Source organism: Rheinheimera sp. KL1, from assembly GCF_001275035.1.
Taxonomy (GTDB): Bacteria; Pseudomonadota; Gammaproteobacteria; order Enterobacterales; family Alteromonadaceae; genus Pararheinheimera; species Pararheinheimera tangshanensis.
In genome coordinates this window covers 13,759-39,202 of sequence record NZ_LAMX01000025.1, presented here as the reverse complement: position 1 = coordinate 39,202, position 25,444 = coordinate 13,759, and the positions used below count along the sequence as shown (strand labels likewise).

Sequence of the window (25,444 nt, the reverse complement as noted above, 5' to 3'; positions counted from 1 at the left end):
CTTTGCCAGTTAACCTAAATGGATAGAACAGTTACAACATATTAATAGGTAGCTTTAAGTACACTTTGCCTTTCTCATCGGCAGGAGGCATATGTCCGGCACGGATGTTGACTTGTATTGAAGGTAAAATAAGCCGTGGCATCGCAAGGGTTGCATCCCGAGCTTCACGTTTCTCAACAAATTGTGCTTCTGTAACGCCGTCATGCACATGAATGTTGTGCTCACGTTGTTCACCTACAGTGGTCACATATTCATGTTCACGCCCCTTGGTTGGGTAATCGTGACAGACATAAATTTTTGTTTCTTCAGGCAAAGCCAGTAACTTGGTGATGGACTGGAACAAAGTCGAAGCACTGCCGCCTGGGAAATCGCAGCGCGAAGTTCCGACATCAGGCATAAATAAGGTATCGCCTACAAATGCTGCTTCTTCATTAATCAGGTAGGCCAGATCAGCAGGTGTATGACCCGGGGTGTGGATCACACGAATAGTCATAGCTCCCACTTGCACTACTTCGCCATCATGGAATAAACGATCAAATTGAGCGCCATTGGGTAAAAACTCTTTTTCAAGATTAAACACTTCTTTGAAAATTGTTTGTACCTGCTTGATATGGGCACCTATGCCAACTTTAGCTCCCAGATGCTCTCTGAAAAATGGCGCTGCGGATAAATGATCGGCATGGGCATGGGTCTCAAGCACCCAGTCCAGTTTCAGCTCATTTTGCTGAATATAAGCCAACATGAGTTCTGCACTTTGTGTCGAAGTGCGGCCTGATTTGTAATCAAAATCCAGCACAGGATCGATCACTACAGCATGCTTTGAAGCAATATCAGTGACGACGTAACTGAATGTCTCGCTATCTTTATCCAAAAATGCTTCTACATGAATATCACTCATCTTTTGCTCCTGAGGGAGCGCAAGCGCTCCCTTTTGTATTAACAAATAAACAGATTTACAGTGTTTTAGTGCAGTAGTACCAATCCACGTAGTTATGGCCCTGATCTTTGCGTACCGCTGCATCAGCCATTGTTGCTGGTGGAGGAACAATAACAGGTTCGCCTACATGCCAGTTTTCTGGAGTGGCGATCTTATTTGCATCACTGGTTTGCATGGCTTCAAGCATACGAACAAACTCGTCAATACTGCGACCGTTGCTCATAGGGTAATACACCATAGCTCTCATAATGCCATTTGGGTCAATGAAGAAGGTTGCACGGACTGCGGCAGTATCACTTGCACCTGGCTGGATCATGCCGTAAGACTTTGCCACTGCCATTGACAGATCAGCAATAATTGGGAATGGAATGGTGATACCAAAGTTTTGCTCGATACTACGAGCCCAGGCAATGTGAGAGTGCACACTGTCAATGGACAAACCCAACAGCTCACAATTTAATGCTGCAAATTTTTCCGCACGAGTCGCAAAACCGATAAATTCGGTGGTACACACAGGTGTGAAGTCCGCAGGGTGTGAAAACAGTACCAACCACTTACCTTTATAGTCAGCAAGCGATTTCATACCGTGCGTAGTCTTTGCAGTAAAGTCTGGAGCAGGTTGATTTAATTGTGGAAAAGTTACAGTTGATTCAGTCATCTCGAATACCTCAGTTGTTTGGTTGGGTCTAACTTTCGTATTCCAATTTAGTATAAGCATATAACAAAAGGAAATAAATAGATTAGATTGATCTAATTCAATAAATCGATGAATAAATCAAGCATTAGATTTTATTGATGTATATCAATACCCTAGATAGGACCTGGTCTATAGTTAAAGAGAGAAATAGAGATTGAGGTGACTCGTGATGAACAAAACTTTGCTGACATTTCTACTTGTTATCGCCAGCACAGACTGCGCTTTACAGGCTCAAGAGCCCAAAAATGAGCCGGTTCAGGTAATCCAACCTGCAAAAATAACCCAACCGGAAAAAGTTGAACTGGGTAAACAACTATTTTTTGACCCACGTTTATCCATGTCAGGTGTGATTTCATGTAACACTTGCCACAATCTGTCTTTTGGTGGAACAGATAACCTAAAAACTTCTGTTGGGCATAAATGGCGGCCTGGACCAGTTAATTCACCCACAGTGTTGAATTCAAGCTTAGCTATAGCTCAGTTTTGGGATGGCAGAGCGGCAAATCTTCAGGAACAAGCAGCAGGTCCTATACAAGCAGAGGTTGAAATGGCGATGCCACACACATTAGCTGTGGAAGTCATACAGTCAATACCAGGCTATGTTAGTCAGTTTAAGAACTTGTTTGGCAGCGATAAGGTGACTTTAGCTCAAATCACCGAAGCGATAGCGCTATTTGAAGAAACGTTGGTTACCCCAAATTCGCGCTTTGATCAGTGGCTGTTGGGTAAAGATAGCGCGATAACAGCACAAGAACTAGCTGGTTACCAGTTATTCAAAAGTAGTGGCTGCATAGGCTGCCATAATGGACCCGCATTGGGCGGTACGTCCTTCCAAAAAATGGGAGTTCTTGAACCCTATCTTTCTTCATCACCGGCAGAAGGTCGTTCAGCTGTTACAGGTAAAGACGCAGATCGTTTTAATTTCAAAGTTCCTACCTTGCGCAACGTTGAACTGACCTACCCCTATTTCTATGATGGCGAGGCTGAAACATTGTCTGAGGCTATTGCGATCATGGGGCGTTTGCAACTGGGTCGCCCTTACAACCAGCAAGAGCTTGATGATCTCGTTGCCTTTATGAAAACACTGACTGGGGATAGGCCTGATATAAAACTTCCTATTCTGCCTGCATCTGTCGATGCTACACACAGACCTGAGCCTTTTAAATGAGACGGAGTGTACATTCGTGAATATATAACGCCCTCTCTGTTTGCATCCAAAGAGGAGGATTTTACTTTATAGTTTATTCTGATTAAGAATCAGCTTAAAAAGCGTGCATACTATTAGTCGATTTTTCAGCAACACACGAGGCAATGATGAAAAAAGATAAAAAAATGGATATCAATATCGGCATCGACGAAAAGAATAGAAAAAAAATTGCTCAAGGATTATCTAAACTACTTGCAGACAGTTATACACTTTATCTGATGACCCATAATTTTCATTGGAATGTCACTGGTCCTCAGTTTAATGGATTACATAACATGTTTATGGATCAATATACCGAGCAGTGGACTGCGCTGGATCAGATTGCCGAGAGAATTAGGGCTTTAGGATTTCCAGCGCCAGGAACTTACAAAGAATTTTCCAAGCTAAGTTCAATCGAAGAGATTGAAGGTGTTCCATCAGCAACCGAGATGTTAGCTTATCTTGTTAATGCACAAGAGGCGACGGCTAGAACAGCACGAAGTCTGTTTGAACTTGTCAATGAAGCTAACGATCAACCTAGTGCAGATATCCTTACTCAACGACTTAATATACATGAGAAAACAGCGTGGATGCTCAGAAGTATGATGGCTGACTAACTATGGCAATTAAGCTGAAGTAAAAGGACTTACTTCCACTTAATTGCTTTGAAATTGGTCTCAACTCTCAAATTGACAGAAGTCTTAATTACCAAAATGACATGGTTCTAAAATTCTGCTAAAACTGTGATATTAATTTGCAGGACTATTGTCTAAAAACTTCAGAATAGTCTGCTGTTCAATATCCACGGTGTTCATAACATCACCAACGACACCTCCCATAACTTTTCCCATTTGAGCTGCGTGAATGTTGGAGACATACGTTCTGCCATCCGCCTTCGTATAAACAGCAATAGAACAGGGCATGAAGACCGCCGCATATCTGCTTTCTTCGTCGTTTAAAATAGTTGCAGCGTGCTTCGCATTACAAAGTTCAAGGATCCGAACCTGTCTCACAAGCGGCTCGCCACCATTTTTAACGACGTTATCATTCATATTTATGATTTTAGGCATTGCCCACCCCAAATCATGCGCATTTTTCTGTATCGTAGTGATTGTGTCACCCAAATCAAAAGGGCTTAAACGCTCATTTACTACCATAGATTTAGGTGAACAAGCAGCAAGCCAAAACACTGCGGTCATTGACAAAATATGTTTATACATAGCACCCCCATTAATTTAGATAAAGCTAATGTAAAGGGTGCAAACTTAGTTGTGAATGCGACATAACGCCGCAGAACGCCTGATGATAGACTTAATTAACTTGAGACAGGTAACATTCCGCAAATGTCTTTACCAATCTCTGCAGGAATTGCTTCGAGTTGGCCAAAGCCAACCTGACAAATCACTGAATAGAAATTACATTACTTTTTGCGCATACCAACGAACCTGCACTTTTTCCAACAAGATTGGATGCCTGCGCATCTCTCTCTAATAAAATAACATCTAGCAATAAAACGTATAATTGATCGCACACTAACAGCGGGTGCTGATAACTTTTCTTTATTTTTGAAATCTGCATTATCAATTTTTGTAATTTCCATGCCGATCTCTGATGCGATGCCTGTGATACGCACTGCTCATTTATTTGACGTTGGAGATCGTTTAGCCGTTCAGGATCGACCTTAGCTAAACGCATTAGCTCATCAAAATCAGGTAAAGAAGGATAATTTTGAGTCATAGTTGTTACTTTTCACTTTTGATAGCCATAACCTGGACAACTGCAGCCATCCCCGTATGACCTATCCCTTCAATCACTTCCCTGTTAATCACATTCAGGTGAAAACACTCCAACGGCTGAATTTCCTTTTGTAGCTGTTCAGGACAGTACAACATGTCTAAATCCTTTGGCCCACCTGTATTTAATTGTAGCTGCTCTTTACGATAAAACTCTCCGACAAAAGCTCCTCCGAAGCTCAAGCTAGCGGGCATCCTTTGAAAGACTTGCTGTCTAATTTTTGGAGGTAAATGCATAAATACAGCAACAATCAAATCCCACTGTGAGCTTTCAAACACATAATCAGCCAAATCGCTAATCAACCAATTCACCTCGACACCGCGTTGTTTGGCTAAACGCTGACCTTTTTCAACTGCTACTTGGGAAATATCTAATGCCGTAACATCAAAACCTTGTTCTGCTAAGAAGACAGCATTACGCCCTTCACCCTCGGCCAAACAAAGAACTCGTTTCTTACCTTTAAGTTTTGGCATCAGAGACACAAGGAAATCATTAGGATTAATTCCGTATACAAATTCATCTGTAGTGTAACGTTGGTCCCAAAAGTCTTTCGATGACATAAAATTCTCCTCAAGTAGCCACCATAAAGCTAAAAGCATACGAGCATGTTAAACAGACATTGAATACTAGGAACGACTTCGCTAACATTTAACTTAATTTAGATAAATCTAATTTTAAGCATTGTCAATTTACACTATGAAACGGCATCGGGCCAAAAGAGTTAGCGGCGCAAGCCGCAGCAGACGCAACGGCCCTATGTGAGGGCTTTTCGAGATAGCAATAGCGGTAAATTATTAATCTAATAAGTTGCATACATTCTATGAGGGATACCTATGAAACTGAGTGAAAAATCTGCAGACTTAATCATGCCGTTCATTCTATCGATTGTGATGACGTTTGTAATTTCCATAGTGACATCAGGCATAAGCCTTGGTTTCAGCGACTTTACGCTACTTCGTTGGCTTTCGGCTTGGGGAATTTCGTGGCTCATCGCATTTCCGACTCTTTTAATGGTTTTACCAATTGTCAGGGAGTTAACAAAGAGAATAATCAAGTGGGCAAACACTCACTGAGCCCGTTTCTCTTTTTGTCTTAGTCTATTAAGTTACAACGAGTAGAGCGACGCAATCAGAAACTACAAAACAGACATCCCTATTACCGAATCGCCGATTACCACACTCTAAAGTATGCAATTTAGCAGGTGCAGCTTTCTTCAAAACGCTCTGATCGGATGCGACATATTGTCGCATCGAAACACTCTTCGCTACTTTGCATGCAACCATAGACTAATTTCAGAACTGTTTCCATAAAACGATTAATACGTGATTAATCAATTGATTAATCTGATAGATGACGCTATTTTCTGCCTCTTTTCCGTACAAAACCTCAATAAACTAAGCTAAAAACCTCAGTTATTACCACAATGACCTGTATCGAACTTTCTGCTTTTCAGCTTGCACAAAAAAGCAACTCCACCTACAGTAGCTTATATTATTCATTATTAATATAAGATATTCCTTTATGGAATATGCATTTAATTAGTAATTTACAGATAGCGTTATGGCTGTCTTCGGAGATTTTATGAGCACAAGTAAACATTTAAATACAATGACTTATGATGTAGTGATTGTAGGAGGTGGAGCAGCTGGTTTAGCAACAATAGCGAGCTTATTAAAAAGACAACCGGATTTGAGTATTGCACTTGTCGAGCCAAGTAAACATCACTATTACCAACCTGGATGGACTTTGGTTGGTGGGGGTGTATTCGAGCAAAGGAGCACTTGCAAAGAAATGGCTGATTTAATCCCCAAATCTGTAAGCTGGTTCGAAAATGCAGCCGTAAGCTTCTCTCCACACCAAAACTCCGTATTTTTAACTGATGATATTAAATTAAACTATCGCAGCCTTGTTGTTGCTACAGGGCTCAAATTGGATTGGAGCGCAATTGCTGGGTTAGAAGGTAACTTAGGGCAAAACGGTATTACGTCAAACTACCAACCGGGTATGGCGCCTTACACTTGGGAGTTGGTAAAGAAACTCGAACGTGGTAGTGCTATTTTTACTCAACCTCCTATGCCGATAAAATGTGCAGGTGCTCCTCAGAAAGCTATGTATTTGGCATGTGATCACTGGTTACGTGACAAGAGACTCCAAAATATTAATGTTGAATTTTGCTCAGCCGGAGCAGCACTGTTTGGTGTTGCTGATTATCTACCTGCGCTCATGAGTTATGTTGAAAAATATAACATCACACTAAATCTACAAACTAATCTTATTGGTATAGATGTAGACGCTAAAAAAGCAACTTTTAAAAAAACTAACGCAGATAGCAGTACTGAAATCATTGAAAAAAGCTTTGATATGCTGCATGTCACACCAGCTCAAGTGGCGCCAGATGTTATACGCCAAAGTCCCCTTGCTGATGCCGCTGGTTGGGTCGATATCTACCCTGATACGATGCAGCATAAAGTATACGCCAATATATTTTCTCTCGGAGACTGCGCAAACTCGCCAAACTCAAAAACTGCAGCAGCAGTTCGTAAGCAGGCTCCTGTAGTCGCAGAAAACTTGATCAGTATGTTAAATAATAAAAAGTTACGTTCAGTATATGATGGATACGGATCATGCCCTCTGACTGTAGAGCGGGGAAAAATTGTATTGGCGGAATTTATCTATGGAGGAAAAATAGATCCAAGCTTTCCGAAGTGGCTTATCGATGGAACAAAGCCATCTTCTTTATCATGGTTTTTAAAAGAAAAAATGCTACCTCCTCTCTACTGGTATGCCATGTTAAAAGGCCACGAATGGATGGCGAATCCGATACACCGCGATGATTTGCCAACAGATCGACATGCAAAACCCAGCTGTAACTTTGATGCCAACTGACGTACGTTGAGGATCGGACTGAATTCCTAACTCTGTAGCTATTAACAACTTAACTTAGCTACAGAGCTTAAGATAGAACTCTTCAATGAGTCCCGACCTTTTGTCCACATCAACCGAGCTCTGTTTTAGAATAGTTATAGGCGTAGTAAACAACCGGTATAACAATAAGTGTCAACAGAGTAGAGATTAAAATACCAAATATAAGCGCAACAGCTAACCCGCCAAAAATTGGATCATCCAAGATAAAAAAAGCCCCCAGCATTGCAGCCAGCCCAGTGAGAATAATAGGCCGAGCCCTCACTGCTGACGCATGAACAACAGCAGTTTGTAGTACGACGCCTCTGGCCACCTGCTGCTGTATATAATCAACTAAAAGTATAGAGTTTCGAACAATAATTCCGGCAAGGGCTATCATGCCTATCATAGATGTTGCTGTGAACTGCGCTTGCATCAACCAGTGCCCCGGCAAAATACCTATCAATGTGAGTGGGATTGGCGCCATGATAATTAGCGGAACGCTGTAAGACTTGAACTGAGCAACCACCAGCAAATAGATCAGAATTAGACCAACACCATAAGCCAAGCCCATATCTCGAAATGTTTCATAGGTTATTTGCCACTCGCCGTCCCATTTTATTCCAATCATATCGGTATTTTCAGGCGCATTTATCATCAATTGTGGCATCTGCGGATAAAGCTGATTGAGTTGTCGCTTAATCTCTAACATGCCATAAAGGGGACTATCATAGCCACCTGCCAGGTCTGCTGTAACAAAGACCACTGGTCTCAAATCTTTTCGGTATATCGCGTTTTGTCTTTGTGTCAGAGTTCTGGTAACAACCTCTGATAGTGGGACTGTCCCACCACTAGTTCTTACTAGAGGTAGTTGCTTCAATTGTTCCCAATCAGCCAGGGCTCCTTGACTAAGCCTTAAATCAATAGGAGTGAGGTTGTAACGCTGCTCGTCATGTAAGTAACCAGCATTCCCGCCCGAGATCGCAATTTTTAGAGCATTATTTACCGCAGCGACAGACACACCGTAAAGAGCTGCTTTGTTTTGATCAACAGACAATATCCAGCGCTGCTGTACAGCCTCTGCAGTGGTATCAACATCGGTTACATCATCTATCTGATTAAATATAGCCATTATCTCACTGGCCATTTTCAACTGGGCTGGGTAGTCGGGACCATACACTTCGGCAACCAAAGGTGCCATGACAGGAGGTCCTGGAGGAACTTCGACTAATTTAATGCTCGCGCCTGTCTCCCTCGCTAGCTTTAACAAATGAGGTCTGACACGAAGCGCTATGGCATGACTTTGCTCATCACGTTGAAGCCTGGATACAAGATTAACCTGAACATCGCCTTGCCAAGGAGAGCTCCTTAAATAGTATTGTCTGATTAACCCATTGAAATTAATAGGAGAGGCAGTTCCCGCATAAGTTTGCACATGCGTTACTTCAGGTTGGCCTAGTAAAACTAGACTAATTCTATTCAGAACCGCCTGAGTATTTTCCAGCGTGCTCCCTTCAGGTAAATCAACAACGACCTGAAACTCTGATTTATTATCAAAAGGCAGCATTTTTAGTATAACGGTGCGATTGACTACAAGTAACACCGAAGCAGCTATCGCCACTAACAACGCCACCAATAGCCAAACACGTTTACTGCGACCTGCGGTACCTCGAAGAAAAGGTAACATCAGTCGACTAAAAAACACCTCCGTCTTACCGCCATGATTAGATTCGTGATGAGCGGTTGGTTTTTTATTTGCAAAAACAACATAAAATAACCAAGGTGTCAGAATGAACGCTATCAGCAAAGAGATCATCATCCCCATACTGGCATTGATTGGAATTGGGCTCATGTAGGGCCCCATTAATCCACTAACAAAAGCCATGGGTAGTAATGCTGCAACGACAGTAAACGTTGCGAGAATAGTTGGAGCTCCTACTTCTTCAACTGCGAGTGGGATAGCGTCAATCAAGCTTTTTTTACCATCGAGCCAATGTCGATGAAGGTTTTCGACAACAACTATTGCATCATCAACTAAAATACCAATTGAGAAAATCAGTGCGAACAATGACACTCTGTTTAAAGTAAAGCCGTAAGCCCATGAAGCAAATAGTGTAATGGCTAAAGTAATAATCACGGCCATTCCGACAACAAAAGCCTCACGCCAACCTAAGGCAAAACCGACCAATAAAACGACGGACAACGTAGCGAACAGGAGTTTTTTAATTAGAGTGTCAGCTTTGTCCTTCGCTGTATCTCCATAATTTCTGCTGGTTGTCAGTTGGATATCTTTGCTCAAATAGACTTTTGAAAGGTGTTCAAGTTTACGTTCGATGTCCTGCGTTAACGTGACAGCGTTATAACCCGGTTGTTTGGCCACATAAATTGTAACAGCAGAACTTTGAACTACGTCTTCACTGGATGAATTAAACCGCTGAAAATGCTGCACGTAATTTTCAGGTTCAGCACTTTGAAAACTGATCTCAGCCACGTCCGATATATAAACTGGCAATGCCCCCTGTTCTGTTTGTCTCACCGCAACAATCAGGTTGGCTATATCTTTTTCCGAACGTAAAGCCAGACCAGATTCAAGTACAACCTCCTTTTGTGGCTCTAACATAGCCATTTGTTGATTCATTCCACTGCTTTGCTGCAGTGCGGCCTGAATATGTGATAAGTCTAGGTTATAAGCAGCTAACCTCGCGGGGTCAAATCGAAGAATAACTCTCTCTGAAGCTTCTCCAATGCTGTAAACATCACGACTACCGGACACTTGCTGCAACTGCTCTTCCAGGCCTTTTGCGGAGGCGCTCAGTTCTGCGCGAGTAACATCAGGTTTATTACTCCATAATGTAACTGCGAATACAGGAACATCATCAATTCCTTTAGGTTTGATTAAGACTGGACCAATCAAACTATCTTTAGGCTGCCAGTCTGCATTTGCATAGAATGCGTTATACAAACGAACCAATGCTTCTGTCCGCGGTTCACCAACTTTAAATTGTACTGTTAGAACAGCCATTCCAGCTTCAGAGACCGAATAGACATGTTCTATCCCAGCAATTTCAGCGACAATTTTTTCTGCGGGTATTGCCACCTGTTTCTCGACCATGGATGCAGTAGCACCTTGATAAGGGATAAATACGTTGGCAAAGGTCACCTCTATTTGTGGTTCTTCTTCTCGCGGGGTCACAAAAACAGCAAAAACACCAAGCAAAAAACCAACCAACGCTAACAAAGGCGTGATTTGGCTTACTTTAAAAATCTGAGCAAGATGCCCGGCCAATCCAAGTTTTTCATTCATTTGCCAACAACTCCAAAATCATTATGAAATCACTTACTGGCTAAGCCCGCTTAAATAAGCCAATGCATCTGTAATGACTTCGGTCCCGACATCTAGTCCAGAGAGAACTTGTACTTGATTATTCTCTATGTCTTGTACCCGAACATACTGCAACACAATCCCTTCTGGCGTTTTTTGCCATACAGCACTCATCTCACCACGCCAAAAGACAGCAGATTTTGGCAAAATCAACACTGGTTCCATCGCAACCTGAACCTTGAGCACCTGCCAGCTTCCGGGATACAGCGAGTATTTCATGTAGTCATCTGGCGGCAATACCATACGGAGAAGAAAACTATGTCCACCATCACGAGCCTCGGGCGCAATAGTAAGTTTTGGATTGTCGAAATTAAGAAGTTGACCATCAGCCAACTCGATCTGAGCCCGATCCGCCTGCTGCACGGAAGAGACATGTTGTTGTGGCAACTGTCCACTAACTCGCATGTGCTGCAGACTCAAACCGCGGATCAGTGGTTTACCAGGAGTTGCTAGTTCGCCTAATTCTACAAATCGCTCTTGAACTATACCGCTGTATGGAGCTTTAACCGACGTTTGCTCCAGGAGCTCATTTGCTCGGGCAACAGATGCTGTTGCTTGAGCAACTCTGGCTTTCGCCGCATCGAAATTTGCTGTAGCCTGATCAAATGCAGATTTAGAAATTAATCCTTGTTCCCGGATCTCTTTAGCTCTGAGCCATTCTTTTTCCATCTCAGTTTGCCGGCTCAAAGCTTCCTCCAAGGCCGCTTTTGCCTGCTGCAAACCGGCTTGTTGTTCCGAATCACTAAATTTGACAATAACAGCTCCCTGAGGAACTAAGTCATTAACGTCAAACGGGAGCTCTACTATACGACCACTGGTCTGCGCCGAGACAGTAGAGGCAGATGTAGCTTCCACTGTCACTGGTAACCTAACCCAGCGAGGATAATCAATGGCGCTCAGTTTAGTAAATTCTGAATTGTCTGTTGCATATGCATTAGTTATACAGAAAAAAACCGTCATTAATATTTTGACTTGTAGTTTCATTGATTCTCTCACGATAGCGGATTAGTTCATTACCTATTCTTTGTCTTTTGTCCGATGGATCCCAATAGCACCCAACATGTATTTTTCGTAAATTGGTTCACTAGTGCCATGTTTGACTTTGTACATAAAGTACTTTTCAAAAGCTATTTTAGCGACATGGACCCATTTCCCCATAGATGTCCAACTCGTATTACGAGGCGGATTTTGTGGTAATGCTACAAATGCAGCGCCCTTGTCCCCCATATCTGCAAGACATATGGCATTTAGAGTTGGTTTTGTATCCATGTCCTGTCCGCGCTCTAGACTCAGGATGTTTTCGACAACACTGGTTGTCATAGACTCAATCATAAAACCAGTTTTAGGGGCTCCGACTGGCACAGGTGTTTGTTCCAAGGGTGGAATTGCTACACAAACCCCAGCCGCAAATATTTTTGGGTAACAGATGCTTCGTTGAAATTCATCTGTCAGGACAAAACCTTTTTCATTACACAAACCTGGAACTTGAGCTATGGCCTCTGAGCCCCGGAAAGAGGGTAAAAACATTGCCAAATTAAAAGGGAGTTGATGACTAAATTCAATTTCACCCTTACGGTTAATCTCATGGATATGGGCAGAACCGGAGTCGAAATAATCAACTTTTGCGTTACATATCCACTTGATATCTCGCTCACGAAATTCATGTTCCATCATAGATTTGGAATCACCGACGCCACCTAAGCCCATATGACCAATGTAAGGCTCGCTAGTTACAAACGTGATTGGAATTCGATCACGGATTTTCTTTTTACGCAGTAAGTGTTCAAGAGTTAATACGTACTCATACGCGGGACCAAAGCAGCTTGCACCTTGCATAGCTCCGACAAGAACGGGTCCCGGTGATTCAACTAATTGACAATAAGCTTGATAAGCCTTTACAGCGTGATCAACAGTACAGATAGATTGAGTATAACCATGCTCAGGACCTGCCCCCGTAACAGCATCAAAAGCCAAACGAGGTCCAGTACAAAGTACCAGATAATCATAATGAAAAGCCTGACCGTCACCGGTAGTTACTGCGTTATTCTCTGCGTCAATGGATGCAACCCCACTAGTATTGAATGGAATTTTGTACTTTTCTGCATAGGGCGTTAAATCCAAAACAACCTGTTCACGGGTACGCTCCCCCAACGCAACCCATGGATTTGAAGGCACAAACTGAAACTCTGCCCCCTCCCCAATTAGCATTACTTCGTGGTTTTTGTCTAACTTTTGGCGTAATTCATATACCACGGACATTCCGCCCAACCCTGCACCAACAACAATAGTACGTTTCATTTCATGAACCTTTTACAGAAAAATCTAATATACCAAGTTAGCTTAGTAGAGAAGCTCTTTAAATCAACAACTTGATTATTCATCTTGACTGGATAATTGCAGGTGCTGCCAATCTTGTTGGGGGAGTAAGTCTAACGAAACAAAACCCGGGACTTTGTGCACTAACAACATAACGTGCTTCTCAGCTAGCCACGGCTCTATGTTCCTCCATATACGCTCAGCCATACTCTCATCTAATCCATTGAATGGCTCGTCTAGCACAACCAGCTGAGGAGTGCGCAGCAATAACCTTGCCAGACATATACGTCTGGCTTGACCACCTGATAGCTCTTGCCCGGTGTCACCCAACCAACTATCAAGATCAGCAGGTAAAGACTTCGCCCACTCATCAAGTTCAACCAGGCGTAGTACTTGCCAAACTTTTTCCTCTGAAATATCTGACAATCCAAGTGTGACGTTAACAAATAGAGTGTCAGCTAAAATACTATTTCGCTGACTTAAATAAGCACTGCTTTCCTGTAATGACACACTGTACTGTTCTGAACTTACATTCTGTCCATCGATTTTAAAGCAAGCTATGGCCCCTAAATGTTTAGATTGCAAATGATCTTCACCAAGAATTAATTCAGCCAGAGTTGATTTACCGCTTCCTGAGCGTCCAGTCACGAGTAAATAAGGCTTTTCAGTACTGAACTCCAACGTCAACATCTGCTTCAAACTTACAGGGATATAAGGATAGTCACTTAAATGAATGTCTAATTTATTCCACGGGTTCTGCGGCGACAAAGCAGTATCCTTCATTTCCTCATTAGGGTTTGCAAGCGGATACAATCGCTCCGCTGCATAACGAGTTTTTCCCAACACACCAAGTTGACTCGGTAACAACTGGAGTAGCTCACCGAAGGCAAAAACGGCGAGCACTAATAAAATAGCTACCGGCGCTTCAAACCGTCCTTCTTGTGCTCCTTTGATCGAACAAATTGCTGCAACTAAAACCATGATGCTATGCAGAGTGTTAATTGCTAACTGCGCATTTGCTTGCAAACGGACTAATCGACACTGTAACTTATTAAATTGATTAGTAAATACTAATAAACCTTGTTGGTTGTACTCCTGCATTTTGGCGCAACGTAATTCAGGCAAACCATTCATATGATTGATGAACTCTTCTCTGGCAGTATTAAAAAGCTGCACCATAGCCTTGCTATCGTTTTGCTGTAATCGAAGAAACAGGATGAAAATCATACAGCTCAAGAATAAGGTTGAAGTAAATAAAAAAAAGTGCAGCGGTATAAGACCAAAGACTAACTAACAGGCTCAACAATATTAAACCCAACACAGCAGCAAATGGAGGTAACAATAAACGAAGTAACAGACTATCCATACTATCCAAGTCTGCAGTCAAACGACTTAACCAGTCAGCATTGGTTTGTTTCTTTAACTCTGAGGCACGAAAAGTGGAGAGTCCTCTAAATAATTGCTGGCGGATAAGTGATAACTGCCTTAAGACAGAATCATGGTTATACAATCGTTCCATGTAGCGACTTACTGTGCGCCCAAGGGCAAAAAAACGAATTCCGCTCCCCGGTAAATAGATATCCAGAGCCAGCATTGCACCTGCAGCTACACTGATGCCAGCAAGAGCTGTTGCGGTAATGAACCAACCAGACAATGCTAAAAGCGCCATCGCAAATGCTGCAGTTAGAAACACCAATAGGGCACCAATAATCACTCGATTACGATGTCTCCATAAAAGTATGATGCTCCAGTAGCGCAAAGAATTGACTTCATTTAGTCTTTTATTTTTCAATGGTTAAAGACTCCAATGAAGATAAATCCCAGTGTTCATCTGCTAGCGTTAATAACGCCGGATCATGACTGACGAGTATGAGAACCATAGATGGTTTTAAGTTCTGCAAAACGTTCAGGACAAGGTCGCGACTTTGCGGATCTAAACTTGCCGTTGGTTCATCCAGCAGCATTATTTCACTCCCAATCAACAGCGTGCGGGCCAAAGCTAATCGCTGCATCTGACCACCGGATACACCCCCTCCCTGTTCATCGATAAGACGACCAAGTCCATTGGGATGCCCTCGCACGTAACTATCCAGACCAAGTAAAGCCAGAACCTCAAGCATATCTTGCTCCGACACATCAGGAGATAACACTTTTAGGTTATCACCCCAACTCCCATTGATGATCCAAGGCTGCTGAGGCAAATAAGCAACAGTATGTTGCTGTAAGGGTTGACCATTAAACAAAACATCTCCTGACAAGGGAGGGAGCAACCCTGCAATACTTTGTAGTAAAGTACTTTTGCCTGATCCGGACCTACCACTAACAAGAAGACATTGTCCCTTCTTCAAGCTGGCTGAGAGATTTTTATATAAAGGATGTTGATTGGAGTGACCTATTGTTAGTCGTTGGATATCTAATTGAGACGTTGAAGCTCGGATAGAGGTAGGTTCGCTCTCTGAACTTACCTTATTAAAATCATCAGGGATTAGTTGCAAAATTAGTTGCCCTGCCGAAGCTAAAGCGGCCGCTTTATCGTGATAAAACTGAGCAAAGGTCCGAAGCGGCTGGAAAAACTCTGGAGCTAATAACAAAATAAATAACCCAGACAACAAGGTTAGCTCAGCAGAAGGTCCCCAACTGATCGCACCTAACAGAGAGAACCCTATGTAAAGAGCTATGCTTGCAATTGCAACACTGCTAAAAAACTCTAAGACTGCAGAAGACAGGAATGCAATTTTTAGTGTTTTCATCACAACATCTCGGTACCTATTACTCCTCTGAGCAACTTCATCAAGAGTTTGTGTTTCGGCATTTAATCGCTTTATCGTAGTGAGATTTTTGATTCGGTCTAAAAAATGCCCGGCAAGTCTCTGGCGCGATACAAAATGATTTTTATTGAGCTGTTCAGCACCTTTTCCTACCAGAACCATAAATAGCGGTATCAAAGGAGCGCTTAGCAGCAGCAAAAGAGCGGCAAGCCAATCATGAATATAGACAGCTATAAGGATGATCAGAGTTGAAAATACACTGATGTATTGCTGCGGCCAATATCTGGCCAAAAAACCATCAAAAGCTTCTGTATCCTCCAACCACTGGCTAGCACACGCAGCAGGAGAGTATTGTTGTATCAATGAGACGGGCTGTCGTCGCCAGCTCTGCAGAAGTGCCAATCGAACTGAATCACGCCCAGCCGCACTAGCTGCGCCGGAAATTTGCTCTTGAGCTCTTAACAAACAAATTCGGGCTACCATAAAACCAGCTACTGAACAAAGCCAGTTTACTGGCAGCCCCGACTCTGGTGCTATAACCACCCCCAAGTAAAGTGCATAACACAAACTATACCACTGAGCAGTTAAACAGAAAGTCGCTAGTACAGCACAACCTACTGCAAGAAATAGCTTCGAGGATTGCTTTTGACTTACGAGTCTCAAAAGATGCGGTGCGTCACTGAAATGTAACGCACTCGCTCCCCGGGTATCAGAAATTACAGCCTTGCGGTTAGACCTCACTGTTAATGATATCCGCCAGCTTTAACCTTGCCGCGGAATACCCAATAGGTCCATGCTGTATAAGTAAGCACTATAGGTATCACGAACAGGAAGCCTAATAACAAGAACAGCTGCGACTCAAAGGCTGATGCCGCGTCATAAAGAGTGTAATTAGGTGGAACCATATAAGGCCATTTACTGGCCAATAATCCAAGGTAGGTGAATAAGAACAAGCCCATGGTTGCAACAAATGGCATACCTTCTTGCTGTTTTCTAAGCGAGCTAAAAACCAGAAAAGCACAATACAATGCTAACAACGGAAGTATCCAAATTGCACTGAAACCACTAAACCAACGTTCTTTAACTAATGGATCTACAAATGGCGTATAAACACTAATCACAGCAAAAACGACTAGGACCATTAACAAAAGCCGCGGTGCTAATTTGTAGGCCCACTGCTGGACTGAGCCTTCAGATTTCATAATCAGCCAAGTAGCACCGAGCAAAGCATATCCAGCCACCAGACCTAAGCCTGTAATTACCGTAAAAGGAGTTAGCCAATCCAAAGCTCCGCCTACATAGCGAAAATTTTCTGTTTTAAACCCTTGAATGTATGCACCTACAACCGCGCCTTGGGCAAATGCCGCTACTGTTGAACCACCCGCAAAAGCCCAATTCCATAAGTATTTAGATGTCTTCGCTTTGAATCTAAACTCAAAAGCAACTCCCCGGAAAATTAGTCCAGCAAGCAATAGAAAAACACCTATGTACAAGGCAGGTAAAAACACAGCATAGACTAAAGGAAACGCAGCTAATAGACCCGCTCCTCCCAAAACAAGCCAGGTCTCATTACCATCCCACACTGGAGCAACTGAATTCATCATGACATCTCTGTGATGCTCATCAGGGGCAAACGGAAAAAGAATCCCTTGCCCCAAATCAAATCCATCCATCAACACATACATCATGACGCCAAATGCAATGATACCAGCCCAAATCAGCGTTAAATCAAATGGTTGTTCCATTAATTATCTCCTTCCAAACTAGCGTGCGCGGCAGAAAATGGTCTTTTCGCACGTTCAACTTCGTCTTGCTCATGGGGCCGGTTTGCTTTTTCGATACCTCCGCGAAATACCTTGAGCAAATAGTAAACGCCTGCGCTAAATACCAACGCGTACACAACGATATATCCAATTAGGGTAAACAGAGCCATTCCACCAGTCAAAGACGGAGTAACGCCCTGAGCATGGGTCATCTGACCATAAATCAACCAAGGCGCTCGGCCCGTTTCAGTCACAACCCATCCCGCCAGTACAGCAAAAAACGGACTTAAACTCATTAATCTCAAGCCTTGTAGAAAGCTGGTTGATTGGTAATATCTTCCTTTGATCCGTAGCACTAAACCCCAGATCGAAAATAAGACCATAAGTAATCCCATCGCGACCATGACTCGAAATGCCCAAAAAACAATAAACACAGGTGGTTGCATCTCGGGCGCGACTTCATTTAACCCTGGAACTTCGCCGTTCCAATCATGAGTCAGAACGTAACTCGCCATTTTTGGAACTTTCACTTCAAAATGGTTGGTCTGCGCTTCCTGATCTGGAATTGCAAAAAGTAGTAACGGTACCCCATTGCTGGTTTGCCAGTTCCCCTCCATCGCTGCGACTTTCATAGGTTGATGCTTTAGTGTATTTAAACCGTGCAAATCACCAATAAACACTTGCAATGGCGCCAATATTAGAAGCATCCAAAGCGCTATAGATAAAGCCTTACGGTTCGTTTCAAATTCGCGTTTTTGCAAAATAAACCATGCACTAACACCAGCGACTACCAGAGCAGCAGTCAGAAATGAAGCCAATGCCATGTGAGCAAAGCGGTAGGCAAAAGAAGCAGTAAATAAAGCATCAGCCCATGAAACAACATGGTACATGCCGTTTCTTAGTTCAAGACCATCGGGAGTCTGCATTAAAGAGTTCGCTGACAAAATCCAGAAAGAAGAAATAAAGGTTCCTGTAGCAACCATAATCGCAGCGAAAAGATGCACGCCTTGTGGAACCTTATCCCGTCCAAATAGCAACACACCTAAGAACGCAGCTTCAAGGAAAAACGCAGTAATCACCTCGTAGCTTAATACCGGACCAAGGAAGTTGGCTGTGGCGTATGCGAAATTACTCCAATTTGTTCCAAACTGGAAAGACATCACAATACCGGATACAACGCCCATGCCAAACACAACAGCAAACACCTGTATCCAGAATTTGGATAACTTTTGCCAAAGGGGATTGCCTGTTTTGAAAGAAAGCGCTTCAAGAACAGCGATAAAGCTGGCTAAACCTATGGTAAACACAGGGAAGATTGCATGAAAGCATACGACAAACGCGAACTGTATGCGTGAAAGGACGAGCGGATCAAGCTCCATAACGACTCCCGAAGAGTTAATTTTGAAAACACTAGTACATTGTACTTAAGCTATATTAAACATTTCTTATAAACAAGTGCGGCATATTGCCGCAGTTACGAACTTTACAGCTTAAAGTTATCGCTAACAGCATGTTATAGGATTATCATTAATAAGAATTCTCTAATTAACAAGGAAATAGCATGAAAGCTAACGTAGGTGGTTTAGACAAGACTCTTCGTATTACAGCTGGAGTGGTTTTAATTGCTCTGGCTGCAACTGGAACCGTAGGCATGTGGGGATGGATTGGTATCGTGCCTTTGCTGACGGGATTATTCAGCTTTTGCCCACTTTACACTCTACTGGGTATTAAGACCTGTAAAATTAGTTGAAACTAGCATCTGGATTAAATAAAAAACTCACACACCTTTGAGAAAGCTTATGTTAAGGATATGTCGTATATGACCTTACATACATCAGCAGATATTTAATCTATGACTCGCTAAGTCTCAATAATGCGGCAATCGAATGACTGCCGCATTATGTGATCAACGAGTTGGGCCGATATCAAAACGACTGCTTAGCTCTAACATTTGTTGTGCAGTGACCTCTAGTTGCGCAGAAACCAAATCAGCCTCTTTCGACCTAGTCTTCGTTTGGTCACTGAACTGATTCACACGGGTCAAATTCTTATCCATTTCCTGAACGACAATACTTTGCTGCTCAGTTGCACTCGCTATTTGCAGCGTCATATCACTAATTTGACTAACTGAGTCCATAATTCTCAACAAAGATTCTTTAGCATCATCGACAAGCAGTACACCTTCTTTCGCTTTATCTACTCCGGAAGTCATCACTTCAACCGATAGCTGAGCAGTGCGTTGTAACGCATCAATTTTAGATTTGATTTCCGCTGTTGATGCTTGAGTTCTTCCAGCCAGACTGCGTACTTCATCTGCTACGACCGCAAAACCGCGCCCTTGCTCTCCAGCACGCGCCGCTTCGATAGCTGCATTGAGAGCAAGTAAGTTAGTCTGTTCAGCTATCGCCTGAATAGTGTCAAGAATAGTCCCAATGTTCAGACTCTCTTGTCGCACCATACCTATGGTCTCTGACGCTCGTGTCACTTCATCTGCAATTGAGTTTATTGCACGAATAACCTGATGAACTTTGTCCTGGCCGTCTAAAGCATTCTTCTCTGAAATCTCTGTAGCACCAGATGTATTCTGAGCATGTTTGGCAACCTCTGTAATGGTTGCGGCCATTTCATTCATTGCAGTGGCTAACTGGTCTATTTCGAGGGCCTGTTGTTGAAGATCCAGATCTGTTCTTTTGGTGACATCAGAAACCTTTGCTGATTGCTCTGCTATGGATTGTGAAGTTTGTAAGAGGTGACTCATCATTTGTCTGAGCGATAGTTGCATCTTATTAAATGCCTGAGCAACCTGCCCGAGCTCATCATCCGAACCAGTATCAAGTTGAGGCCTGTTAAGTTGGCCTGACGCTATAGCTTCAGCTTGGTCTCTCAAACGTTTAGCTGGATGTGATACAAGTCTTTGTAACACGACGGTCATCACTATCGCAGCGACTATAGCCAGAAAAATGGCAGACCAGACTGCTGTAACTGCTGATTGTTCGGTCTCTTGCGCAGTCTTCACTATCTGTTCACGCTGCTTAGCAAGCAATGTACCGGTCTCATTTAGTCCAGCTCTTAATTTAGCGAGATGAACCAATGTTTCTTCTTTATAAATCTGATGACGATCCCGTTCAGCCATAGAGCCCAACTTAGCAGCACTAGCATGCAAAGCTTTGTGGTGACTATCAAGCGCATCAAAAGCCTGGCGGAGTTCAGTGGAAGAAAACTGGTAAGCATCGGAAGATTTCAACTGCTGATACCACTGCCCAAATTTGCATTGTGTTGGCTGCAACTCTCCGGTAAATGGCTGATTAAAAAGCAAACTATTAGCAAGCTGATTAGTCCAGTCTAAGTGATCTATTTCTTTTTCTAATTGCAAAATCGCGAGGCTTCGACGCTCATTAGCCTGCTCCCTTGCTTCAGATGTTGCGCTTTGTGAGTAGACAAAAATCACACCGACTAACAAGATAAATAAGATTAAACCAGTGAAACTCAACCCAATTTTCTTACCCAAAGACAACGAAGTACGTGTAGAGCTCATAAAAATTCTCTTTTTAAACAAGATTACTGTCTTAACAGATAAAACTCTAAAGCTTTTAAGGGAGACATTGAGAGAAAATACAAAATCTCCCTATTTTCAAAAATGCCTTGCAGCCTAATTTAAAAACTAACATGAGTTACTAATTTTATCAATTTCAACTTTCTCATACTAAAATAGCAACAAAGAACCTGACACTCTTCCTTGTAAAAATAGGTAAGCAAACTGAAACAATCACCCTAAACTTTTAACGACAAAGTACTTTCGCTACCAATACTCCTTATCTAGGAGTGGTTAAATATTAGCTTCTATTAAGTTATAAACCAAAATAGTGAGAAAGTATGTCAGATCCAGAGGTAATACTAGGTGAAAGAGCTTTGCTTCACAAAGCTCTGGGTTTCAAATTCCAGCTTTTAATTAAAAGCTGTAGTTAAATCCGGCATAAAACGAGCGGCCCATTCCCGGCATTCTGATACCAAAAGGAATGCCATTGAGTGACATCGTCATCCCCTGCGCTGTATAGGCACCGCCTTGTGGCAGGTAATACAAGGTGTCGAATAGATTTTCGATACCCGCATCTACTCTCAGTTGTGACCAGCTGTGGCTCAGCCGCAGTGCAACAATGCCATAACCCGGCGTAGCTTGCTCACCGCGAATATCGGACAACCTGGTTTTGCTTTTACTCAGTTGCCATTCCAGGCTGTTATCCCAACCGCCTGTTGCGTGGCTTAAGGTCAGTCGGCCATGTAAAGGTGGGGTTTGATACAGGCCAGCTCCGGTATCCGTATTACGCGCATCCAGATAGCTGCCAATAGCACTGAATTGCCAACGCCCATTCTGATTTTGCGCCAACTCTGTTTGCAGACTCAGGTCCACGCCTTTCAGTTCAGCCTGCTGGTTTTGATAACGCAGAATATTAAACTGCCCGGCTTGCCAGCTGCTGTTCGCCGCGACGGCATCTATATAGTTATCCACCCGCGTAATATAAGGTCTGACTAATAACTGTTGCTTCTGATCGAGACTATGCCAGTTCAGGCTGGCAGCCAACAATCGGGCACGCTCAGGACGCAGCTGCAGGTTACCAACATACCCATTACCATCCCCCACCAGGTTATTCATCGAGGCAGCCATAGCCCAACCCGACCAGACATAGGTTTCATATAAATTTGCTGACCGATTTTTTTGGGCAAGCGCCAGCTCAAACTCAAACTGCTTCGTCAGTTGATAACGACTAACTAAGCTTAAGTCTAGATTATCATCACTGAGCTTACGCTCTGCCTGATTAAACTGTGCCGCTTGCAAAGCCTGCATGCCCATCGCAGTGCTGCTAGTGGAGTAGCCACTCACTGGTCCGGCATTACGCTCGACCCGCTCATGACGCACACCGTATTGCACCAGCCAGTCCTCGTTAATAGCGAGCTCATGCTCTGCAAAAACCGCAAAACGGCTGCGCTCACCCTGATTTATATTGAGAAAAGTACCGGGGCCCATGGCGCCGCCAGACGCAGTCCAGTAATCGTCCAGTTTCAGTTGCTGCCAGTCTGTGCCAAGACGCAGTAGCGAGTCGCGGCTAAGATCGACATCACCACTGAAATGAAAACCGCTATTGGCCGACTCAGAGTTCATTGGCATACCCGCGGCGCAAGTCCCAGCAGGATCGCCATGAAACCGCACAGGCTCACAGGCTTTGCCCATCACTGCCAGACTGCCGTACCAGAACTGCCGGTCCGGCCCAAAGTCCATTTGATGCTCTACATTTTCCCGATACAGCCGGCTTTTCAGCTGTCCAAACCCGGTATCGCGCTGCCAACTTAGATTCGCCCGATGTTGCTGATTCTGCAGTAAATCCATGCGTTGATTGGCAAAACCCTGATAAGGCATCTGCTGATAGCCAAGCTGTAATTCCAACAGATCAGCGCCTTGCTGATGCGCCAACCGCAGCAGATGATTCTGCGTTTCAAAACCGGTCGATGCCACTTCATCCAGAGCAATACTGTGTCCAGGCCGTCCACTGGCGCTTTGCGTTTTAAAATCAGCCGCCGCATGGTAATTATTGCCCTTGCTCCAGTTGCCACTGTACTGCACAAAATACTTCTGTGCACTGTGGCTAAGTTTCACATCTGTACCACGGGCTTGATTATTACTGCGATAAAAACCGCCTAAGGCACCACTGGATTTTGGCGTTGCGGAAAACTCTGGAGCTAAAGACTCGCTGACAATACTGCCGCCAATACTGTCACCACCAACACTGACTGGTGTCACACCGGCAAAAACTCGGATTTTACCCACAGCTGAAGGCGCCAGATAAGACAGCGGCGGATTCATATGATTAGGACAGGCAGCGACTTGATCCATACCATCGACCTGGATCCGAACTCGGTCATCGGCCAAACCTCGGATACTAGGCAAACCCGACACAGCCCCTGCTTGCTTCACCGTGACACCTGCAAAACGACTTAATAGCGCAGCCGTATCGCTGGTGGCTGCGATTTGGTTTTGTAGCTGTTCTGCAGTGACAGACCATGACTTAGCACCTGCGGCCTTGCCTTCAATTTCAATATGCTCAATATCTGTAGCCGCTAGCACAGGCTGGCAGACAAGATAAAAAGCCAAAGTACTGGATGAAATAGCAAAAGTAGCAAAGTGCAGACTGGATTGTAACGACATAGGCGGGCCTTACTGTAATCATCTCAAAAGTCGATATGGTAGTCAGTTAAAAGAGATAAATTAATGCGACAAAATGTCACACTAGACTTTGGCAACCAAATGTCTACTTTTCGGAAGTATTGTTCAAACGTTATCAACTATGGGCTCTGCAGCATTTATAGGGTGTCAAATTACAGTTGGTAGCTCTCTTTTTCGGGTTTCCCCGATCAGTATAAAGTGACTTGGTGCAAAACTTCTGCTTGCTGAACTTTTAAATCGGAGTAATTTATTAGATAAATCTAATTGAGGTAATATCCATGTATAAAAAACTCATCGTAATTTTGGCCCTCTACTCCTATCTACCTTTAGCTGCGGAGACAACCGAGAGTTTAACTACTGAAGCTCAGGCACGTATTAAACTATTCTCTACAGAATTGAAAACGAATTTGATGCAAGCCGTAAAGCAAGGCGGCCATCCGAATGGTGTTCAGGTATGTAGCGTTATCGCCCCCGAAATTCAAAAGAAGTTGGCATCTGATGGCTGGACAGTAGCGAGAACAGCTCTGAAATACCGAAATCCAGCCAATAAGCCGGATCAGTGGGAGAAGCAAAACCTGGACTGGATGTTATCTGCGTCACAAAAAGGTGAGCCTTTAGCCACTATGGCCAAATCTGAAATCATTGAGGATCAGGGCAAAAAGACCTTCCGTTTCATCAAAGCTATTCCAATGGACACGATGTGTGTTGCCTGTCATGGTCAAACTATTGCTAAAGAAGTAAAAACAAAAATCTCGACTTTGTATCCTGCGGATTTAGCCACAGGTTTTACTCCGGGTGAACTTCGGGGCGCTTTTACCTTGCAAAAACAACTCAATTAATACACAGAGTAGCCTGAGTGAGGATCCAGTTTAGGGAATAAGCTGCGGTAAAGCTTATTTCCTTATTATCCCCATTGCTTTTAGTCAGTCAGTCGGTCGATGGATGAATTAATGGAACGGGTTGAGCATTTTATGGACACTGTTTCACCCTTTCCGAGTCGTATAAATGGGGGCAAGCGGGTATAGCATTATTAGGATAAATTATTTAGGAGGAAAAGGCTTCGATATTCACAAGCTAAGTCTGGCGATGGGCCTGACCGCCAGTAAAAGTAAAAAACACAAACTGGACTTAATCCAACCCCGCCATTTCATCAATACAGCCAAAGCCACTGGTTTTGATGCAGAACGGATGCAGCAGATCATGGATGAATTTGCCGTAACCATGCCAGACGCCATTGCCCGGCTTCAGCAACGTATGCATGCACTAATACCACTGCGGATCCAAACTGCGATTTTTGACAATACCTTGCAGCAACTCAAGCGACTGCAGGATTAAATAGCACTACCTGCAGCTTTAGAAGTCTTATTTCTGAATATAAAAATTCAGCCCCGGATTGCGTCTAGCTCTTTCACTACATAAAAGCTCTGGAGAAACCTATCTTTTTTAATAGCCGGGTAAAATGCTCATATTAAAATCAGCGACA

At 43.3% G+C, this 25,444-nt stretch carries 22 protein-coding genes; 7 read left to right on the top strand and 15 right to left on the bottom strand.

From position 1 onward, the window contains the following. Positions 1-31: 31 nt before the first annotated feature. The gene (locus WH43_RS13810; RefSeq protein ID WP_053425190.1) at positions 32-898 is read right to left on the bottom strand and encodes an MBL fold metallo-hydrolase; all 867 of its coding nucleotides are present in this window, start codon (positions 896-898) and stop codon (positions 32-34) included. Between the two features lie 55 nt (positions 899-953). Next, a complete protein-coding gene (locus WH43_RS13805) occupies positions 954-1,595 on the bottom strand; it encodes a peroxiredoxin (protein WP_053425189.1) in 642 nt (213 codons plus the stop codon). 208 nt (positions 1,596-1,803) lie between these two features. Between WH43_RS13805 and WH43_RS13800 the strand changes: the two genes are divergently transcribed. Both WH43_RS13800 and WH43_RS13795 read left to right on the top strand, forming a co-directional pair. Continuing rightward, a complete protein-coding gene (locus WH43_RS13800; RefSeq protein WP_053425188.1) occupies positions 1,804-2,802 on the top strand; it encodes a cytochrome-c peroxidase in 999 nt (332 codons plus the stop codon). A 164-nt stretch (positions 2,803-2,966) separates the two neighbouring features. Next, positions 2,967-3,437: a Dps family protein gene (locus WH43_RS13795; protein WP_221411377.1), complete on the top strand. Its 471-nt coding sequence runs from the start codon at positions 2,967-2,969 to the stop codon at positions 3,435-3,437. A gap of 132 nt (positions 3,438-3,569) precedes the next feature. On the opposite strand, the gene WH43_RS13790 is transcribed toward WH43_RS13795, so the two are convergent. From WH43_RS13790 to WH43_RS13780, 3 genes are all read right to left on the bottom strand, one after another. After that, on the bottom strand, positions 3,570-4,040 hold the full coding sequence (locus WH43_RS13790; protein WP_053425187.1) for a DUF302 domain-containing protein: 471 nt from the start codon (positions 4,038-4,040) through the stop codon (positions 3,570-3,572). A gap of 181 nt (positions 4,041-4,221) precedes the next feature. Further along, a complete protein-coding gene (locus WH43_RS13785; protein WP_053425186.1) occupies positions 4,222-4,557 on the bottom strand; it encodes a DUF3135 domain-containing protein in 336 nt (111 codons plus the stop codon). A gap of 5 nt (positions 4,558-4,562) precedes the next feature. Further along, entirely contained in the window at positions 4,563-5,174 is a 612-nt protein-coding gene (locus tag WH43_RS13780; protein WP_053425185.1) for a class I SAM-dependent methyltransferase, read from the bottom strand. 273 nt (positions 5,175-5,447) lie between these two features. On the opposite strand from WH43_RS13780, the gene WH43_RS19845 reads away from it, so the two are divergent. Continuing rightward, positions 5,448-5,687, top strand: a complete 240-nt coding sequence (locus tag WH43_RS19845; protein ID WP_082335790.1) for a DUF2798 domain-containing protein — start codon at positions 5,448-5,450, stop codon at positions 5,685-5,687. Between the two features lie 508 nt (positions 5,688-6,195). Beyond that, a complete protein-coding gene (locus WH43_RS13770; protein WP_053425253.1) occupies positions 6,196-7,500 on the top strand; it encodes an NAD(P)/FAD-dependent oxidoreductase in 1,305 nt (434 codons plus the stop codon). 109 nt (positions 7,501-7,609) lie between these two features. Here WH43_RS13770 and WH43_RS13765 read toward each other — a convergent pair whose 3' ends face one another. The 8 genes from WH43_RS13765 to WH43_RS13730 form a co-directional block, all read right to left on the bottom strand. Beyond that, complete coding sequence (locus WH43_RS13765; RefSeq protein ID WP_053425183.1) at positions 7,610-10,819, bottom strand: efflux RND transporter permease subunit; 3,210 nt, start codon at positions 10,817-10,819, stop codon at positions 7,610-7,612. Between the two features lie 33 nt (positions 10,820-10,852). Beyond that, positions 10,853-11,881, bottom strand: coding sequence for an efflux RND transporter periplasmic adaptor subunit (locus WH43_RS13760; protein WP_053425182.1), 1,029 nt, complete (start codon positions 11,879-11,881; stop codon positions 10,853-10,855). A gap of 33 nt (positions 11,882-11,914) precedes the next feature. After that, complete coding sequence (locus WH43_RS13755) at positions 11,915-13,195, bottom strand: NAD(P)/FAD-dependent oxidoreductase (RefSeq protein ID WP_053425181.1); 1,281 nt, start codon at positions 13,193-13,195, stop codon at positions 11,915-11,917. A gap of 75 nt (positions 13,196-13,270) precedes the next feature. Beyond that, on the bottom strand, positions 13,271-14,440 hold the full coding sequence (locus WH43_RS13750; protein ID WP_082335789.1) for an ATP-binding cassette domain-containing protein: 1,170 nt from the start codon (positions 14,438-14,440) through the stop codon (positions 13,271-13,273). Further along, complete coding sequence (locus WH43_RS13745; protein ID WP_152342862.1) at positions 14,400-15,005, bottom strand: ABC transporter domain-containing protein; 606 nt, start codon at positions 15,003-15,005, stop codon at positions 14,400-14,402. The genes WH43_RS13750 and WH43_RS13745 overlap by 41 nt, the downstream gene beginning before the upstream one ends. After that, positions 14,995-16,722 (bottom strand): thiol reductant ABC exporter subunit CydD, encoded by a 1,728-nt coding sequence (cydD, locus tag WH43_RS13740; protein ID WP_286049749.1) that lies wholly within the window; start codon positions 16,720-16,722, stop codon positions 14,995-14,997. The genes WH43_RS13745 and cydD overlap by 11 nt, the downstream gene beginning before the upstream one ends. A 2-nt stretch (positions 16,723-16,724) precedes the next feature. Continuing rightward, the gene (gene cydB / locus WH43_RS13735) at positions 16,725-17,726 is read right to left on the bottom strand and encodes a cytochrome d ubiquinol oxidase subunit II (protein ID WP_053425178.1); all 1,002 of its coding nucleotides are present in this window, start codon (positions 17,724-17,726) and stop codon (positions 16,725-16,727) included. Then, a complete protein-coding gene (locus tag WH43_RS13730) occupies positions 17,726-19,123 on the bottom strand; it encodes a cytochrome ubiquinol oxidase subunit I (RefSeq protein ID WP_053425177.1) in 1,398 nt (465 codons plus the stop codon). The genes cydB and WH43_RS13730 overlap by 1 nt, the downstream gene beginning before the upstream one ends. A gap of 182 nt (positions 19,124-19,305) precedes the next feature. Between WH43_RS13730 and WH43_RS13725 the strand changes: the two genes are divergently transcribed. Beyond that, positions 19,306-19,494, top strand: coding sequence for a YgaP family membrane protein (locus WH43_RS13725; RefSeq protein ID WP_053425176.1), 189 nt, complete (start codon positions 19,306-19,308; stop codon positions 19,492-19,494). 156 nt (positions 19,495-19,650) lie between these two features. On the opposite strand, the gene WH43_RS13720 is transcribed toward WH43_RS13725, so the two are convergent. Both WH43_RS13720 and WH43_RS13715 read right to left on the bottom strand, forming a co-directional pair. Then, positions 19,651-21,279 (bottom strand): methyl-accepting chemotaxis protein, encoded by a 1,629-nt coding sequence (locus tag WH43_RS13720; RefSeq protein ID WP_053425175.1) that lies wholly within the window; start codon positions 21,277-21,279, stop codon positions 19,651-19,653. Between the two features lie 414 nt (positions 21,280-21,693). Then, complete coding sequence (locus WH43_RS13715; RefSeq protein ID WP_053425174.1) at positions 21,694-23,943, bottom strand: TonB-dependent receptor; 2,250 nt, start codon at positions 23,941-23,943, stop codon at positions 21,694-21,696. Between the two features lie 296 nt (positions 23,944-24,239). Here WH43_RS13715 and WH43_RS13710 point away from each other — a divergent pair, with 296 nt between their 5' ends. Together WH43_RS13710 and WH43_RS13705 are read left to right on the top strand one after the other, a co-directional pair. Next, the gene (locus WH43_RS13710) at positions 24,240-24,800 is read left to right on the top strand and encodes a Tll0287-like domain-containing protein (protein WP_053425173.1); all 561 of its coding nucleotides are present in this window, start codon (positions 24,240-24,242) and stop codon (positions 24,798-24,800) included. Positions 24,801-24,966: 166 nt separating this feature from the next. Next, a complete protein-coding gene (locus WH43_RS13705) occupies positions 24,967-25,296 on the top strand; it encodes a HipA domain-containing protein (protein ID WP_152342861.1) in 330 nt (109 codons plus the stop codon). Positions 25,297-25,444: the final 148 nt, after the last annotated feature.

Coding starts and splice junctions, on each gene's coding strand:
- WH43_RS13810 (WP_053425190.1), bottom strand. CDS start 898: ATGAGTGATATTCATGTAGAAGCATTTTTGGATAAAGATAGCGAGACA.
- WH43_RS13805 (WP_053425189.1), bottom strand. CDS start 1,595: ATGACTGAATCAACTGTAACTTTTCCACAATTAAATCAACCTGCTCCA.
- WH43_RS13800 (WP_053425188.1), top strand. CDS start 1,804: ATGAACAAAACTTTGCTGACATTTCTACTTGTTATCGCCAGCACAGAC.
- WH43_RS13795 (WP_221411377.1), top strand. CDS start 2,967: ATGGATATCAATATCGGCATCGACGAAAAGAATAGAAAAAAAATTGCT.
- WH43_RS13790 (WP_053425187.1), bottom strand. CDS start 4,040: ATGTATAAACATATTTTGTCAATGACCGCAGTGTTTTGGCTTGCTGCT.
- WH43_RS13785 (WP_053425186.1), bottom strand. CDS start 4,557: ATGACTCAAAATTATCCTTCTTTACCTGATTTTGATGAGCTAATGCGT.
- WH43_RS13780 (WP_053425185.1), bottom strand. CDS start 5,174: ATGTCATCGAAAGACTTTTGGGACCAACGTTACACTACAGATGAATTT.
- WH43_RS19845 (WP_082335790.1), top strand. CDS start 5,448: ATGAAACTGAGTGAAAAATCTGCAGACTTAATCATGCCGTTCATTCTA.
- WH43_RS13770 (WP_053425253.1), top strand. CDS start 6,196: ATGAGCACAAGTAAACATTTAAATACAATGACTTATGATGTAGTGATT.
- WH43_RS13765 (WP_053425183.1), bottom strand. CDS start 10,819: ATGAATGAAAAACTTGGATTGGCCGGGCATCTTGCTCAGATTTTTAAA.
- WH43_RS13760 (WP_053425182.1), bottom strand. CDS start 11,881: ATGAAACTACAAGTCAAAATATTAATGACGGTTTTTTTCTGTATAACT.
- WH43_RS13755 (WP_053425181.1), bottom strand. CDS start 13,195: ATGAAACGTACTATTGTTGTTGGTGCAGGGTTGGGCGGAATGTCCGTG.
- WH43_RS13750 (WP_082335789.1), bottom strand. CDS start 14,440: ATGATTTTCATCCTGTTTCTTCGATTACAGCAAAACGATAGCAAGGCT.
- cydB (WP_053425178.1), bottom strand. CDS start 17,726: ATGGAACAACCATTTGATTTAACGCTGATTTGGGCTGGTATCATTGCA.
- WH43_RS13730 (WP_053425177.1), bottom strand. CDS start 19,123: ATGGAGCTTGATCCGCTCGTCCTTTCACGCATACAGTTCGCGTTTGTC.
- WH43_RS13725 (WP_053425176.1), top strand. CDS start 19,306: ATGAAAGCTAACGTAGGTGGTTTAGACAAGACTCTTCGTATTACAGCT.
- WH43_RS13720 (WP_053425175.1), bottom strand. CDS start 21,279: ATGAGCTCTACACGTACTTCGTTGTCTTTGGGTAAGAAAATTGGGTTG.
- WH43_RS13715 (WP_053425174.1), bottom strand. CDS start 23,943: ATGTCGTTACAATCCAGTCTGCACTTTGCTACTTTTGCTATTTCATCC.
- WH43_RS13710 (WP_053425173.1), top strand. CDS start 24,240: ATGTATAAAAAACTCATCGTAATTTTGGCCCTCTACTCCTATCTACCT.
- WH43_RS13705 (WP_152342861.1), top strand. CDS start 24,967: ATGGGGGCAAGCGGGTATAGCATTATTAGGATAAATTATTTAGGAGGA.